Raw genomic sequence first — 16,141 nt, forward strand, 5'->3', positions numbered from 1 at the left:
GTGCTGTGAAGCCGATCCCCCCACCCGCAGGAGATGCATGCCATGAGTACCGAGCGCGCTCGTCCCCTCGATCGCCTGCTCCACCCCCGTGCTCCACGCCGTCCGCGCCTCGCGGTCTGGACGGCGCTCCTGGTCGTACCCGCGGCGATGATCGCACCGTTGACGGCCGCCCAGGCTGCGGAGGCGACGCACGTCCCGGCCGGCGCCTCGACCGTGTCCAGCAAGGCCGCGACCTCCTCGGACGCCGACGGCGGCCAGGTGCACCGCACGTTCGCCGCGGGCGCACCGGCGACCTCCAACACCCCCGACTTCGGGCCGAACGTCACCATCTTCGACCCGTCGATGTCCAGCTCCGACATCCAGTCGACCCTGGACAGCGTCTTCAACACCCAGCAGTCCAACCAGTTCGGCACCCAGCGCAACGCGCTGCTGTTCAAGCCGGGCACCTACAACGTCAGCGCCAACATCGGCTTCAACACCCAGATCGCGGGCCTGGGCCTGTCGCCGGACGACGTCCAGATCAACGGCGGCGTGACCTCCGACGCCCAGTGGAACGGCGGCAACGCCACCGAGAACTTCTGGCGTGAGGCGGAGAACTTCGCCGTCACCCCGTCCAGCGGCACCGACACCTGGGCCGTCTCCCAGGGTGCCTCGATGCGGCGGGTCGACGTCAACGGCAGCCTCAAGCTCGACCCCACCAACGACGGCTGGTCCAGCGGCGGGTTCCTGTCGGACTCGCGCATCAGCGGCACCGTCAGCTCGGGTTCGCAGCAGCAGTGGATGTCGCGCAACGACAACTGGGGCGGCTGGACCGGCTCGAACTGGAACATGGTCTTCGTCGGGGACCCCAACGCCCCCGCGCAGAGCTTCCCCACTCCGCCGTACACCACGGTCGGGCAGACCCCGGTCCAGCGTGAGAAGCCGTTCCCGTACATCGACTCCTCGGGCGACTACCACGTCTTCGTGCCGGCCACCCAGACCAACACCTCCGGCGCCACCTGGCTGAACGGCACCGCCGCCGGCACCTCGCTGCCGATGAGCGACTTCTACGTCACGCAGCCGACCGACACCGCCGAGACGATGAACGCGGCGCTGGCGGCGGGCGAGAACCTGCTGATCACCCCGGGTGTCTACCACCTCGACCAGACCCTGAAGGCGACCAGCGCCAACCAGATCATCCTGGGCATGGGCATGGCCACCCTGGTTCCGGACAACGGCGTCACCGCCATCTCCACCGGTGACGTCGACGGTGTCCAGGTCGCCGGTCTGATCGTGGACGCGGGCAGCACCAAGTCCACCGACCTGATCGACATGGGCCCGTCCGGCGCGAGCGCCGACCACAGCTCGGACCCGCAGTCCATCGAGGACGTCTACTTCCGCGTCGGCGGTGCCACCGCCGGCTCGACGACCAACGCCCTGGTGGTCAACGCCAACGACACCATCGGTGACAACCTGTGGATCTGGCGTGCCGACCACGGCAACGGCGTCGGCTGGACCAGCAACACCGCCGACACCGGCCTGATCGTCAACGGCGCCGACGTCACCATGTACGGCCTGGCCGTGGAGCACTTCCAGAAGACCGAGGTCCTCTGGAACGGCAACGGCGGCAAGACCTACTTCTTCCAGAACGAGAACCCCTACGACCCGCCGGACCAGGCGTCCTGGATGGACGGCAGCACCGACGGCTACCCGGCCTACGAGGTCGCCGCGGGTGTCACCAGCCACCAGGCGTACGGCGTCGGCAGCTACTGCTACTTCAACGTCAACCCGGCCATCGTCAACGACCACGCCTTCCAGGCGCCGGCCGTCTCCGGTGTGCAGTTCCACGACCTGACCACCGTCTCGCTCGGCGGCGTCGGCACCATCAGCCACGTCATCAACGAGACCGGTGACGCGGTCAACTCCACCACGCAGAACGTCTACCTGCCCAGCTTCCCGTAACACGGCGGCGGCAACGCGGGCACCGGTGGCAGCAGCCGCCGGTGCCCGCGGCGTTTCCGGGGTCCGGACACCGTCCGCCGGCGGCTCACCGGCCCCGCCGGGCGGCCCCGTCAGGCGGCCACCCGCAGGTAGTGCGCCCAGTACCCCTGCGCCGGTCCGTAGAACGCGGTGAGGCGGCCGAACTGCGCGGCGTCGACCGGCCGGCGGTAGACCTGTTCGGCGGCGCGGGTCATCTCCCGGTCGGGGGCGACGCGTTCGGTGCGGCCCAGGCCGCGGATCAGCAGGAACGACGCCGACCAGGGACCGATCCCCGGCAGGCCGAGCAGCTGGTCGCGCACCGCGTCGTAGGGCCCGGTGCGCAAGAACTCCTCGTCCAGGTCCAGCCATCGGCGCACCGAGCGGTAAAGGTAGGACGCCTTGCGGGAGTTGCCCACCAGCTGCTCCAACTCCGGCTGACCGTACGCTGCGAGCTGCCCGGGGTCGGGGAAGGCCCAGTGGGTCCGGCCGGCGACGTCGACGCGGTTGCCGACCGCCTCCACCAGCGCCGTCCTCATGGTCCGCGCCGCCGGCACCGGCACGCGCTGGCACAGGATCGCCCAGCACAACAGCTCGAACGGCGAGGGGAACTTGACCTGGTGGTAGCCGTGCAGCCGGTCCAGCACCGCGGTGAACGGCGCGTCGCGCGCGGCGCGTTGGTAGAAGTCGGTCAGGTCGTCGTCGAGACCGAGGTGGAAGCCGACGCGGTCGGCGGCTTCCCGCACGGTGCCGGCGCCCAGGGGTTCGCCGGCGGTCAGCAGGCAGTCGACCCCGGCCCGGTCGGCCGCACCGGTGATCCGCGCCCCGACCGTGACCCCGCCGGCCCGCAACGCCATCGTCAACTCCCCGCCTGCGGTGCCCTGTTGGCCTGCCGTCGGCGGGAAGCAGCGCAGGAACGCCAACGACGCGCCGAAGTCGAACGGCTCGCGCGCGGGCAGCCGCAGGGTGCGGCCGGCGGCGGGGTGGCCGGTGGTGCTCATGACGTCCTCCGGGGGTGGCGGCCCCGGCGACGGGGTCGTGGTGCGCGGTCCGGGTGCGGCGGGGCCGTACGGGTCTGCCAAGGAGCCTGCGTCAGATCCGGCGTCCCAGCCAGGCGGCGAGCCGGACGTGGACGGAGGCGCCGTCCGGGGCCGGGCTGACCGGGCCGAAGGGCACGGCGCCGCCGCGCGGCTCGGCCGGGACGAAGGCGCGGGCGGTGTCCAGCGCGGCCTGCGCCAGGCCGGCGTCCAGTTCCGCCGCGGGGTCCACGACCTGGGCGATGTCCCAGGTGTGCGTGACGATCTCCACCAGGTAGCCGGCGAGGGCGGCCCGGCCGGGCACCACGCCCCAGGGGACCTCCACCGCACGGTCGAGTGCCGTCCCGTCGGCCCAGGCGGCGGCCACCCGGGCGTGGGCCCGCCCGGCCGCGCCGGCCCAGTCGGTGTCCGCGATCCGGCCGACCGCCGACGGCAGGTCCAGGCCCCGGCCGCCCTCGCCGGTGTAGGCGACGCGGTGCGCGACACCGAGCGTGTGGCCGAGCAGCGCCCGCAGGTCGAACCCGTCGCACGGGGTCGGACGGCCCAGGAGTTCCGGCTCGGCGGCGCCCACCAGCTTCTCCAGCTGGCCGAGCGCGGCGAGGAACTGCGGGCGGGGGTCGGACGTGGCGTCCATCGTGGCACTCCTTCGGGGCGGCCCCACGGGTTCGGGACCTGGTGAAGCCCACTCTGCCGCCGATACCTGACATCCTCCGTCAGGTATAAATGACCGCATGAAGGCCGACCGGCTGCTGTCGATCCTGCTGCTGCTCCAGACCCGCGGGAAGGTCTCCGCGACGGAGCTGGCGGACCGCCTGGAGGTGTCGGTCCGCACCGTCTACCGCGACGTCGAGGCGCTGTCGGCCGCGGGGGTGCCGGTGTGGGCGGAACGCGGCCGCACCGGCGGGGTGCGCCTGATGCCGGGCTATCGCACCGACGTCACCGGGATGACCGCCGACGAGGCGCGGGCGCTGTTCGTGCTGGCGGCCGACGGCGCGCACGAGGCGCTGGGGCTGGGCACGGCGATCGCGTCGGCGCTGCGCAAACTGCTGGCGGCGCTGCCCGCCGGTCACCGTCCGGCGGCGGAGGCCGTCGGCGAACGCGTCCTCGTCGACCCGGTGCGGTGGATGCGCGGCGGGGGCGCCGGCCCGGCGGTGGAGCTGGGCGTGCTCCAGGGCGCGGTGTTCGGTGACCGCCGGCTGCGGCTGGCGTACCGGCGCAGCGGCGAGGCGCGGGCGAGCACGCGGGTCGTGGACCCCTACGGCCTGGTCAGCAAGGCCGGCGTCTGGTACCTGGTGGCCGACCTGGACGGGGAGGCACGGCTGTTCCGGGTGGACCGGATGCGCGAGGCCGAGGTCATGGCCGAACCGGTGCTCCGGCGCCCGGGAGTGACGCTGGCCGACGTGTGGGCGGCGCTGCGCGCGGGCGTGGAGCGTCCGCCGTCCGAAGTACCGGCGCGCTGCCGGGTGCGGAACGAGATCCTCGACATGTTCCTGCGCCTTCACGCCGGCAACGTCACCGGCCCGGCCGTGCCCGGCGACGACGGCTGGAGCGAGGTCCCGCTGGTCTTCCGCGTCCCCCGCGCCGCCCGCGCCCTGCTCGCGTTCGGCGCGGACGTGGAACTCCTGACCCCGCCCGGGGCCCGCCGCGAACTCGCCGTGGCGGCAGCCGAGGCGGCGGCCCTGTACGGCCCACCACCGACCGACGGCCGGCCCTGACCCGCGGCGGGTGGCGGTCGGCACTCACAGGACAGCGGCCGGCAACCGGCAAGCCGATCAGGGCAGTCGGCAGCCGGGCCGCGGCGGGCGGCGGGTGCCGGCCGGGCCGGGCCCGTCAGGCTCCCCCGGGCCGAGCGGTATTGACGGGGTACCAGGCCCTTGCTTCACTCATTCCGCCCCCAGCACGCTGTCCGGGCCGCGCGACGCCGGCGGGACAACGGTGTCCGCCGATGGTCCGACGGGTCGGTGCCGTAGGGGCTGACAGCCGCCGACCAGCCCCTCCTGGAGGAAGACCGTGCGCCTGACCAGCCGTTTCCCGCGAAGGCTCAGGGTGCCGGCGGCGTTCGCCGCCGCCGCGCTGTTCGCCCTGACGCTCGGCGCGACGCCCTCGCCCGCCGTCACCGGTCCGGCGACCACCTCGGCCGGCGTCGTGTCGTACCTGACGTCGATCACCGGCAACCACACGGTCTCCGGCCAGCACAACCGTGAGCCCAACTCCTCGCCCGCGCAGTGGACGGACAAGGTCCACGACATCACCGGCGTCTACCCCGGCATGTGGGAGGGCGACTTCCTGTACTCCGCCGACGACATCGCCCACCGGCAGACGATGGTCGACGAGGCCGAGGCGGAGTGGGCGGCCGGCTCACTGGTGGGCCTGATGTGGCACGAGTGCCCGCCCACCATGGCGGAGCCGTGCAGCTGGAGCGACGTGGAGTCGAAGCTCACCAGCGACCAGTGGACGCAACTGGTGACCGACGGGACGTCGCTGAACACCGCGTGGAAGTCCGAGCTGGACCGGATCGTCCCCTACCTGCAACAGCTCAAGGACGCGGGCGTTCCCGTGCTGTGGCGTCCGCTGCACGAGATCAACGACTCGTGGTCCTGGTGGGGAGGCAACGCCGACAGCGCCCGCCTCTACCAGATCACCCACGACTACCTGGTCGGCGCCAAGGGCCTGACCAACCTCGTGTGGGTGTGGTCGGTCAAGGACGACAGCACCTCCACCGTGGCCGGCTACTACCCCGGCAGCCAGTACGTGGACGTCGTGGGGCTGGACTCGTGGAACGCCAACTTCCCGTCCACGTCCTGGTACCAGACCATGCAGTCGATCGCCGCCGGCAAGCCGGTCGCGCTGGCGGAGGTCGGCGCGCTGCCCACCCCGGCGGAGCTGACCGCCCAGCCGAAGTGGGCGTACTTCAGCGACTGGGCGGAGTACCTGACCAACAGCAACTCCGACGACGCGATCAAGGCCACCTACTACGACTACCAGGTGCTGCACCGCGGCGACATCACCCTGCCGGCCGGCATCAGGGCCGGCGCGGCGTCCGGCGCGGGCTCCCGGGCTGCGTCCGGCGCGGCGTCCGGCTGAATCGCCCGGCGCCCCGGCCCCGCCGCCGCCGATGTGGCCGACCGTCCGGCGCCTCCCCGGCCCCGCCGCCGTCGACGTCACCAACCGCCCGGCGGGCGGCACGCCCCCGGTGCCGCCCGCCGGTCACAGTTGCGCGAGGCCGCCGTCGACGGCGATGTCGGCGCCGGTGGTGTAGGCGGAGTCGGGGCCGGCGAGGAAGAGCGCGGCGCGGGCGGCCTCCTGCGCGGTGCCCCAGCGGCGCATGGGCACGGTGGTGTCGATGTAGTGGTCCAGCGCCTTGATGACGGCGGGGTCGGCCGACGAGGTCAGCGGGGTGCGGATCGAGCCGGGGCTGAGGGAGTTGACGCGGATACCGCGGGCCAGCACCTCCTCGTCGGCGGCCAGGGTGCGCGCCAGGCTGCGCACGGCGGCCTTCGTCATGGCGTGGAGCGGGTCGCCGAGGGCGCCGCGGCCGTGCGCGGCGGAGGTGAGGACGACCGAGGCGTGCTCGGTCAGCAGGTCGAGGGCCTCCACGACGGTGAAGAAGACACCCTTGACGTTGACGGCGACGATCCTGTCGAAGTCGGCCTCGGTGATCTCCCGCAGCGGCGGACAGTCGGCCGTTCCCGCGTTGGCGAACAGCACGTCGAGCCGCCCGAAGCGGCTTTCCACCTCCCGCAGCAGCACGCCGACCCCTTCCAGGGTGGACAGGTCCGCGGCGACGGTCATGACGTCGGCGCCCAGTTCACCGCACGCGGCCTCCAGCCGGGCCTCGTCACGGCCGGCGATGACGACCTGTGCTCCGTGCCGCCGGAACAGCCGGGCGCTCTCCAGTCCGATCCCGCTGCTGCCGCCGGTGATGACGGCGATCTTGTCCTTCAGCTTCTGCTCACCCATGGCGGCTCTCTCCTCGCTCGTCCCGCGGTGCCGAAACGTTCCCGTTCGCGCACTTTAGGCACCCGGCGGCCCGCTGTTCAGCAGGACGCTCCCGGGGGCGGCGCGTCGGCCCGGACAGCGCGAGAACGTGGCCGGGGCAGCGCGAGGACGTGGCCCGGCGCTCCGCGAAGCGGCTCCGCCGGCACCACGGCCAGCGCGCGCCTCGCCCCCTACGGGCCGTCCCCGGCCGAACGGCCCCCGCACGGCGGCGCGCCGGGGCGTCACGACTCCCCGGGGGCAGCGCCTCCCTATCCTGTCGACCGTGACGAGACACTTCAGCACCACCCGGATCAGTCAGGCACCCCAGGTCACGGCACCGGACGGTTCCGACGTACGGCCGTTGTGCGTACTGCCCGGGGCGGCGAGCTTCGCGCGGTTCGAGCTGGCGCCGGATCAGGTCTCGCGGGCCGTCTCGCACGCCACCGTCGAGGAGATCTGGTTCGTCACGGCCGGCGGCGGTGAGATGTGGCGGAGCCAGGACGGCCACGCGGAGGTGACGACGCTCGCGCCGGACGTCTGCCTGACCATCCCGCTGGGCACCGCGTTCCAGTTCCGGGCCGGCCCCGACGGGCTGCGGGTCGTCGCGGCGACCGTCCCGCCCTGGCCGGTGGACAGCCCCGACGAGGCCCGGCCGGAGCAGGGGCACTGGTGACGGGTGCACCGCCGCGCGATCGACGTCCGGCGGCGGTGCCGCCGTCCCGCTGATCGGCCTCACGGCGACGCCACCGCCCCGTGATCGGCGCCCGGCGGCGGCGCCACGGCACCGGTCCGCGGCGCCCGTGTGACACCGAGTGCCACGACTGCGGCCCCCGAGTGGCCACCGCCGCCGGCCCGCCGACGCCGGACCGGGCCTCCGGCTCGCCCGCGGCCTTCCGGAGTACCGGATCCAGCCACGCCGCCGACGGCCGCACGCCGTATACCGGCAGGTCAGCGGCGGCGCAACGGCCGCCGGCCGGCCGCGCTCCCGGCGCCCGCAACCGCCCGACGCACACCGCCGGCCCGCACGCGAACGGGCGGCGTCCGGGGCCGGCCACGCCGGTGACCTGCGCTTATTTCGGAACGTCCCGCCGCCGACCGGGCGAACGGGCTCCGGACCGCGGCCGTGGGCATTAACGACACAAGTCGCTTATCGTCCCCGAATGGGCATACGCGGCGAATCCACGCTTCGTCCGGCCGGGAAAGACTGGCGGCACGCTGGTTTACGGTGGCCATGGCCGGATCAGGACATCGGCCGCGCAGTGCCGTGCGAAGGGGTCGGATTACGGCTCCGCATATGCAAGCGGAGGGCGAAATATCGGACCGACGCCGACATCGGAGAAATCACGAATGTCGGCCGCCACGAGGCGTGATTTTCGATTCACGAGTTCACGAGTTCACGATTGCCACACGAAATACACACCTCAGCCGACCATCATCCGCAGGCGTGGAAGTGGATTCCAGCCACGCGGTGGGGCAGGATCAAGACAACGGGATCGGGCGGCGACATCGCCGCGAAGTTCGCGGAGGCCGCCTCCGCAAACCGGACTCACCGCACGCGCCCCACCGGGACGCGGGTGCCGACCCCTTGCGGCGCACCAACGGGGCGCAGTACGGGCCCCGCAGCAACCTCGCACGCCGGTCGAATCGCCGGTCTCCGACTTATCGGACAAAGAAGAATTCCATTCCGCGAGCAACCATGGAATCGCGCTCCGGCGTCTTCACCGGTGCGCGCGACCCGTTGTCCGTGTTCGCCACGTAAATCCGGCATCGGATTGACCAACCCAATCCTGTGAGCTTGGTCACAATGCCGTGGGAGTGTGTGGTCGGCCACAAGATGTCGCTCAGATTGCACTCGGATGACGGCCGCGAGAAGCACCTGTTGGCTGCGCTGCGACGGCATTTCCGTGTGCACCTACCACGGCTCGCGAATTCGACCCGGAGTCCCGTCGGCCGCCGGGCCCGCAGTTGACCGTGGCGAAAGTCCCCCAGTTAACTGCAAGGCGTCGTCGCCGTCATACGAGCCTTAGTCGGGGGAATTCATGCGGATGCCCGAGCCCGGCCAGTCCACTGTGACCTCACGGTCGAGTTTGGTCATTGCGGTCAATCCGGTACACCGGCCGTCGCCACGGCTGACCGCCGCCGCCGCACGAGCGGGGGCACTCGGTGTCCTCGAACTGCCCGGGGACCCCAGGGCCGTCGCGGAGGTCATCGACCGGACCAGCCGCTGGTCGCCACTGCCCTTCGGCGTGCGGGTCCGTCCCGGCTGCGGGGTGACCGCCGGCGACCTGACCGAGCGGGTCGACACGGTCCTGCTCGCCGACCCCGACCGGTCGGCCGGGGAGTTCGGCGACCGCCGGGTGCTGGTGGAGGTCACCGACCGGGACGGCGCGCTGCGGGCGGCCGGCGACGGCGCGTCCGGGCTGATCGTGCGGGGCACCGAGAGCGGCGGCCGGGCCGGCGAGCTGAGCACCTTCGTTCTGCTCCAGCAGCTGCTCGCGGACCCGCGGTTCACCCTCCCGGTGTGGGCGTGCGGCGGGATCGGCCCGCACACCGCGGCGGCCGCGATCGCCGGCGGCGCCGCGGGCGTCGTGCTCGACACCCAGCTCGCACTGCTCGACGAGGCCGGCCTGCCGGTGGCGGTCACCGAGGCGCTGGCCGGGCTCGACGGCTCGGAGACCGTGCGCCACCACGGGGTGCGCGTGCTGCGCCGCCGCGGCCCGGGCGCCCCCGAGATCCCGGCGGACGAGGCCGGCTTCCTCGCCATGATCGGCTCCGAGGACCTGCGCACGCAGCTGCTGCCGGTCGGCCAGGACGCCTTCCTCGCCGCGTCGTTCGCGCGGCGCTGGAGCACGGTGAGCGAGGTCGTGCGCGGCATCCGGGAGGCGGTGGCCGCCGCCGTCGAGGACGACGTGCCCGCCACCGCGCTGGGCGCGGGCTCGGCCGGCGCCGCTGCCCTCGGCACCCGGCTGGCCGTCGCCCAGGGACCGATGACCCGGGTCAGCGACCAGCCGGAATTCGCCGCCGCCGTCGCGGCGGACGGCGCGCTGCCCTTCCTCGCCCTGGCGCTCTCCGGTGCGCAGCAGACCCGTTCGATGCTGGAGCGCACCCGTGACGCCCTCGGCGACGCGCCCTGGGGTGTCGGCATCCTCGGCTTCGCCGACGAGGAGCTGCGGGCCGCACAGCTGGAGGTCGTGCGGGAGGTCAAACCGACCCACGCGATCATCGCGGGCGGCCGGCCGGCGCAGGCCGCCGCGCTGGAGGCGGAAGGCATCGCCACCTTCCTGCACGTGCCGTCGCCGGGGCTGCTGAAGCAGTTCCTGGCCGCGGGTGCGCGCCGGTTCATCTTCGAGGGCGCGGAGTGCGGAGGGCACGTCGGCCCGCGCAACAGCTTCCCGCTGTGGCAGGCCCAGGTCGAGATCCTGCTGGACTTCGTCTCCGGCCCCGGCGCGAAGTCGGCCGGTGAGCTGACCGTGCTGTTCGCCGGCGGGGTGCACGACGAGCGGTCCGCGGCGATGGTGGCGGCGCTGGCCGCCCCGCTGACCCGCGCCGGTGTCCCGATCGGCGTGCTGATGGGCACCGGGTACCTGTTCACCGAGGAGGCGGTACGGGCCGGCGCGATCCTGCCGCTCTTCCAGCGCCACATCGTCGCCGCCGAGCGCACCGACCTGCTGGAGACCGCGCCGGGGCACGCGACCCGTTGCGCGCACAGCGAGTTCACCGCGCAGTTCGCCGGCCTGAAGGGCGAGCTGCACGGCCAGGGCGTGCCGGACCGGGAGGTGTGGGAGCGGCTGGAGCAGTTCAACGTCGGACGGCTGCGGCTGGCCAGCAAGGGCATCGAGCGGGTCGGCGCCGACCTGCTCGACGTCGGCGAGGAACGCCAGGGCGACGAGGGCATGTTCATGGCCGGCGAGGTCGTCGTGCTGCGCGACGAGGTCACCACGATCGCCGCGCTGCACGGATCGGTCGGCGACGGCGCGGCCGGCTGGCTGCGGTCCCGGGCCGCCGGCCTGCGGGCCGAACTCGGCCTGACCGGGCCGGCCGAGGAGCCGGCGCCGGCGCCGCTGCGGGTCGCGGTGGTCGGCATGGGCGGCATGTTCCCCGGCGCGCCGGACCTGGCCTCGTTCTGGGCCAACGTGCTGGCGGGCCAGGACTGCGTCACCGAGGTGCCGGTCCAGCGCTGGGACCCGGAGGTGTTCTACTCGCCCGACGGCGACGGCGAGCGGACCCCGTCGCGCTGGGGCGGCTTCCTGCCCGAGATCCCGTTCGACCCGCTGAGCTACGGCATTCCGCCGGCCTCGCTGGGCAGCATCGAACCCGTTCAGCTGCTGGCCCTGGAAGCGGCGCGGCGCGCGCTGGCCGACGCGGGCTACGCCGGTCCGGGCACCGACCACGCGCGCACCTCGGTGGTGTTCGGCGCCGAGGCGGGCAGCGACCTGTCCAACGCCAGCGCGCTGCGCTCGGTGCTGCCGGCGTACCTGCCCACCGTGCCGGCCGAACTCGACGAGCAGTTGCCGCGGCTGACCGAGGACTCCTTCCCCGGCATGCTGGCCAACGTCATCGCCGGGCGGATCGCCAACCGGCTCGACCTGGGCGGCGCCAACTACACCGTCGACGCGGCCTGCGCCTCCTCGCTGACCGCGGTCGACGTGGCCTGCAAGGAACTGGTCACCGGCACCAGCGACCTGGTGCTGTGCGGCGGCGCGGACCTGCACAACGGCATCAACGACTACCTGCTGTTCTCCTCGGTGCACGCGCTGTCGCCGACCGGGCGCTCGGCGACCTTCGACTCCGCCGCCGACGGCATCGCGCTGGGCGAGGGCGTCGCATGCGTGGCCCTGAAGCGGCTGGCGGACGCCGAGCGCGACGGGGACCGGATCTACGCGGTCATCGACGGGGTCGGCAGCGCGAGCGACGGGCGGGGCCTGGGGCTGACCGCGCCGCGCCCGGAGGGCCAGCGTGCCGCGCTGACCCGTGCCTACCGCAACGCCGGGGTCTCCCCCGCCGACGTGGGCCTCGTCGAGGCGCACGGCACCGGGACGGTCGTCGGTGACCGCACCGAACTCGCCACGCTGACGGCGGTGTTCACCGAAGCGGGTGCCCAGCCGGGCAGTTGCGCGATCGGGTCGGTGAAGTCGCAGATCGGCCACACCAAGTGCGCAGCGGGCCTGGCCGGCCTGATCAAGGCGACCTTGGCGCTCTACCACGGCATCAAGCCGCCCACGCTGCACGTCACGCGGCCCAACAGCGCCTGGAACGGCGAGGACAGCCCGTTCGTCTTCCACACCGGCGCCCGGCCGTGGGCCGCGGCCCCGGCCGAACGCGTCGCGGGCGTCAGCGCGTTCGGCTTCGGCGGCACCAACTTCCACACCGTGCTGCGCGCCTACGACCAGACCCCGGCCCCGCACGCGCTCGACGAGTGGCCCGCGGAGCTGTTCACCTTCCGCGGTACCGACGACGACGCGGCGCGCCGCTCGGTGCGCCGGCTGCTGGAGCTGGTGGAGCGCGGGGACGCGTGGCGGCTGCGCGACTACGCGCGCAGCGCGGCGCGGCGCGCCGACCTCGCGGCGGAGCGGGGCGAGCCGGTGCGCATCGCGCTGGTCGCCGACAGCCTGGCGGCGCTGCCGGAGCAGTTGCGCCGGGCGGCCGACGGCGTGCAGGACGCCAAGGCGGGGATCTTCACCGCCGACGCGGACGCCGGCAACGGCACGCTGGCCTTCCTCTTCCCCGGCCAGGGCAGTCAGCGGCCGGGCATGCTGGCCGAACTGTTCGTGGCGTTCCCGGAGTTGCAGCGCTACCTGCAACTCGGTGAGCGCTGGGCGGACGTGCTCTACCCGCCGGCCGCCTTCGACCAGCGGGGCACCGACGAGCAGTTGGCACGCATCACCGACACCGCCGTGGCCCAGCCGGTGCTCGGCATCGTGGAGCTGGCCGCCGCGGAGCTGCTCGGCTCGCTCGGCGTGCGCCCGGCGATGGCCGCGGGCCACAGCTACGGCGAACTGGTGGCGCTCGGCGTCGCCGGGGCGCTGAGCCCGCAGGACGTGCTGTCCTCCAGCGCCGGCCGCGCCGAGGCGATCCTGGGCCAGGTGGCCTCCGGCGATCCCGGTTCGATGGCGGCCGTCAGCGCGGCGCCGGAGCCGGTCGAGGAGGTCCTGCGGCTGGCCGGCCTGGACGGCTCGGTGGTGGTGGCGAACCGCAACTCGCCGGAGCAGACCGTCATCTCGGGCGCCACCGAGCAGGTGCGGGCCGCGGTCGGCCAGCTGCGGGACGCCGGGTTCACCGCGCGGCCGCTGCAGGTGGCGTGCGCCTTCCACAGCCCGCTGGTGGCCGGTGCGGGCGAGGTCTTCGCCGGGCACCTGGACACCCTGACGATCCACCCGCCGGCCTTCGACGTGTGGTCCAACCGCACCGCCGGCGTCTACCCGGCGGACGCGGACGCGGTACGCGCCGGGCTCGCCGCGCAGATCGGCGCCCCGGTCCGCTTCACCGAGCAGATCGAGGCCATGTACGAGGCCGGTGCCCGGGTCTTCCTGGAGGTCGGCCCCGGCAAGGTGCTGACCCGGCTGGTCGGTGCCGTGCTCGGCGACCGGCCGCACCGGACGGTCGCCCTGGAGGGCCGCCGCGACGCCGGTCTGCGGGGTCTGCTGACCGCGCTGGCCCAGCTGGCCGTCGCCGGGGTGAACCTGCGCACCGCGCCGCTCTTCCAGGGCCGCGACGCCGTCGACGCGGAGACCGCGCCGGTGGTGCGGCCCGCCGGCTGGACCGTCGACGGCCACCTGCTGCGCCGTGCCGACGGCACCATCCCCCCGAACGCCCTGCAGCCCGCCCGCCCAGTCACGGAGCTGATCGTGTCGGACCACCACCCCCTGACCGCCGTGCCGACGTCCGGCCCGGACGCGTTGATCGCCGAATTCCTGCGCACCAGCCGGGAGATGGTCTCGGCGCAGCGTGACGTGCTGCTGAGCTACCTGGGCGCCGCGGGCGGCATACCCGCCGTCCCGGCCGTGGCCGCACCGGCCCCGGTGGCGCTGGCGGCGCTGCCCGCCGCGGTGCAGAGCGTGACCAGCGTCGCGGCGCAGCCGGTCGCCGCCGCGCCGGCGGTGCGGGACGCGGCGTCGGTCCTGGAGACCGTGCTGAGCGTGGTGGCGGAGAAGACCGGCTACCCGGTGGAGATGATCGAACCCGACCTCGACCTCGAGGCCGACCTCAGCGTCGACTCCATCAAACGCGCCGAGATCGCCGGCGAACTCGCCACCCGCCTCGGCCTGCCCCTCGACGCCGGAACCGACCTCGACGAACTGTCCACCGCCCGCACCGCCGCCGGCATCACCGGCCTGCTCGTCCCCCGGCTCGGGTCCGCCGCCGTGGCCGGGACCGCCGCACCGGCCGCGCCGGCCGCGGCGAGCCAGGCGCTGACGCCGGCCGTGGTCCTGGAGACCGTGCTGAGCGTGGTGGCGGAGAAGACCGGCTACCCGGTGGAGATGATCGAACCCGACCTCGACCTCGAGGCCGACCTCAGCGTCGACTCCATCAAACGCGCCGAGATCGCCGGCGAACTCGCCACCCGCCTCGGCCTGCCCCTCGACGCCGGAACCGACCTCGACGAACTGTCCACCGCCCGCACCGCCGCCGGCATCACCGGCCTGCTGGTGGCCAGGACCGCCGGGCAGGACGGGGAGCCTGCGGCGACCGCTGCCGCCGTGGCCGCGGAGGCCGACGCCACCGGGGGCGCGCAGATCATCGCGCCGCAGCGGCTGGAGTTCACCGAGTTCGACCTGCCGGACGCCGGTGCGGTCCTGCCGGCCGGTGCCACGGTGACGCTGCTGGGCGGTGGCGCGGCGGCCGCAGCGGTGGCCCAGTCGCTGGAGTCCGCCGGTGCGCACGCCGAGGTGGTGGCCGCCGGTGCCGTCCCGGAGCGGTTCGCCGACACCGTGGTGTACCTCGACGCGCTCGACGCGCAGGAGTCCCCGCTGCCGGAGGCGTTCGCGCTGTTCCAGGCGGTGCTGGCGAGCGGTCCGCGGCGGCTGGTCGCCGTGGAGCGCCGCGGTGCGGGTGCGCCGAGCGGGCTGCGCGGTTTCTTCCGCACGCTGGAGCGTGAATACCCCGAGGTCGCCTCGACGCTGGTGGAGGTCGGCGCGGACGACAGCGCGCAGACGGTGGCCGGCGCGGTGATCACCGAACTGGCCGCCGCCGGGCGGGAACCGGTCGTGCTGGCCGACGGCGGACGCCGGCGGGCGCTGCGGCTGAGCCTGACGGACCTGGGCACCTTGGGGTCGACGGGTGCCGGACCGGCCGGTGACGGCGCCGCCGAGGCGGTGGCCGCCGGGCTCGACAGCGAATCGGTCGTGCTGCTGGTCGGCGGTGCCCGGGGCATCACCGCCCGCTTCGCGCGGACCGTCGCCGCCGCCAGCCGCTGCCGGGTGGAGCTGATGGGCCGTACCCCGGTGCCCGCCGACGAGGAGGACCCGGCGACCGCCGGGGCGGCCGACCGCGACGGGCTGCGGGCGGCGTTCATCGCCGCCGGCATGAAGTCGCCGGCCCGCATCGAGCGGGAGGTCTCCGCGGTGCTGGCGGCACGCGAGGTGCGCGCCACGCTCGCCACGCTGCGCGAGCTGGGCAGCCGGGCGCGCTACCACTCGGTCGACGTGCTGGACACCGAGGCGGTGCGGGCCGCCGTGAAGGACATCCACGCCGAGCACGGCAGGCTCGACGGGGTCGTCTACGCGGCGGGCGTCATCGAGGACAAGCTGATCGCGGAGAAGTCGATCGAGTCCTTCCGCCGGGTGTACTCCACCAAGGTCGACGGCGCCCAGGCGCTGCTGGACGCGGTCGACACGCTGCCGGCCGGGCCGCGGTTCGCGGTGCTGTTCGGCAGCATCGCCGCCGCGCTCGGCAACCGCGGCCAGTGCGACTACGCCGCCGCCAACGACGCGCTGGAGGAGATGGGCCGGCGCTGGTCCACCACGCAGCGGCGCGGGCTGACCGTGCACTGGGGCCCGTGGGCGGCCGCGGAGACCAACGGCGGCATGGTGACCCCGGAGCTGATGCGCTCCTACGCCGCCCGCGGCATCGCGCTGATCGACCCCGACGAGGGCCCGCTGGCGCTGCTGCGCGAGCTGGCCTGGGGCGCGCCGACCGCACACGCGGTGGTCTACACCGCCTCCGGCTGGTGA

The 16,141-nt window shown here is 74.0% G+C and carries 8 protein-coding genes; 5 read left to right on the top strand and 3 right to left on the bottom strand.

Translation table 11 applies throughout. From position 1 onward, the window contains the following. Positions 1-33: 33 nt before the first annotated feature. Complete coding sequence (locus tag POF43_RS18170) at positions 34-1,941, top strand: pectate lyase-like domain-containing protein (protein ID WP_372516066.1); 1,908 nt, start codon at positions 34-36, stop codon at positions 1,939-1,941. Between the two features lie 110 nt (positions 1,942-2,051). Here POF43_RS18170 and POF43_RS18175 read toward each other — a convergent pair whose 3' ends face one another. Both POF43_RS18175 and POF43_RS18180 read right to left on the bottom strand, forming a co-directional pair. Continuing rightward, complete coding sequence (locus POF43_RS18175; protein ID WP_271322356.1) at positions 2,052-2,957, bottom strand: DNA-3-methyladenine glycosylase family protein; 906 nt, start codon at positions 2,955-2,957, stop codon at positions 2,052-2,054. Positions 2,958-3,048: 91 nt separating this feature from the next. Next, the gene (locus tag POF43_RS18180) at positions 3,049-3,627 is read right to left on the bottom strand and encodes a TIGR03086 family metal-binding protein (RefSeq protein WP_271322355.1); all 579 of its coding nucleotides are present in this window, start codon (positions 3,625-3,627) and stop codon (positions 3,049-3,051) included. A 97-nt stretch (positions 3,628-3,724) separates the two neighbouring features. Here POF43_RS18180 and POF43_RS18185 point away from each other — a divergent pair, with 97 nt between their 5' ends. Together POF43_RS18185 and POF43_RS18190 are read left to right on the top strand one after the other, a co-directional pair. Beyond that, positions 3,725-4,708 carry a helix-turn-helix transcriptional regulator gene (locus tag POF43_RS18185; RefSeq protein WP_271322354.1) on the top strand — a complete coding sequence of 328 codons (984 nt, stop codon included), beginning with the start codon at positions 3,725-3,727 and terminating at the stop codon, positions 4,706-4,708. A gap of 295 nt (positions 4,709-5,003) precedes the next feature. Further along, positions 5,004-6,077 (top strand): glycoside hydrolase family 26 protein, encoded by a 1,074-nt coding sequence (locus POF43_RS18190; protein WP_271322353.1) that lies wholly within the window; start codon positions 5,004-5,006, stop codon positions 6,075-6,077. Between the two features lie 123 nt (positions 6,078-6,200). Here POF43_RS18190 and POF43_RS18195 read toward each other — a convergent pair whose 3' ends face one another. Continuing rightward, complete coding sequence (locus POF43_RS18195; RefSeq protein WP_271314252.1) at positions 6,201-6,953, bottom strand: SDR family oxidoreductase; 753 nt, start codon at positions 6,951-6,953, stop codon at positions 6,201-6,203. Positions 6,954-7,254: 301 nt separating this feature from the next. Between POF43_RS18195 and POF43_RS18200 the strand changes: the two genes are divergently transcribed. Further along, a complete protein-coding gene (locus POF43_RS18200; RefSeq protein WP_271322352.1) occupies positions 7,255-7,644 on the top strand; it encodes a cupin domain-containing protein in 390 nt (129 codons plus the stop codon). A 1,366-nt stretch (positions 7,645-9,010) separates the two neighbouring features. Further along, a complete protein-coding gene (locus tag POF43_RS18205; protein ID WP_443732104.1) occupies positions 9,011-16,141 on the top strand; it encodes an SDR family NAD(P)-dependent oxidoreductase in 7,131 nt (2,376 codons plus the stop codon).

Source organism: Streptantibioticus silvisoli (assembly GCF_027947535.2).
Classification (GTDB): Bacteria; Actinomycetota; Actinomycetes; order Streptomycetales; family Streptomycetaceae; genus Streptantibioticus_C; species Streptantibioticus_C silvisoli.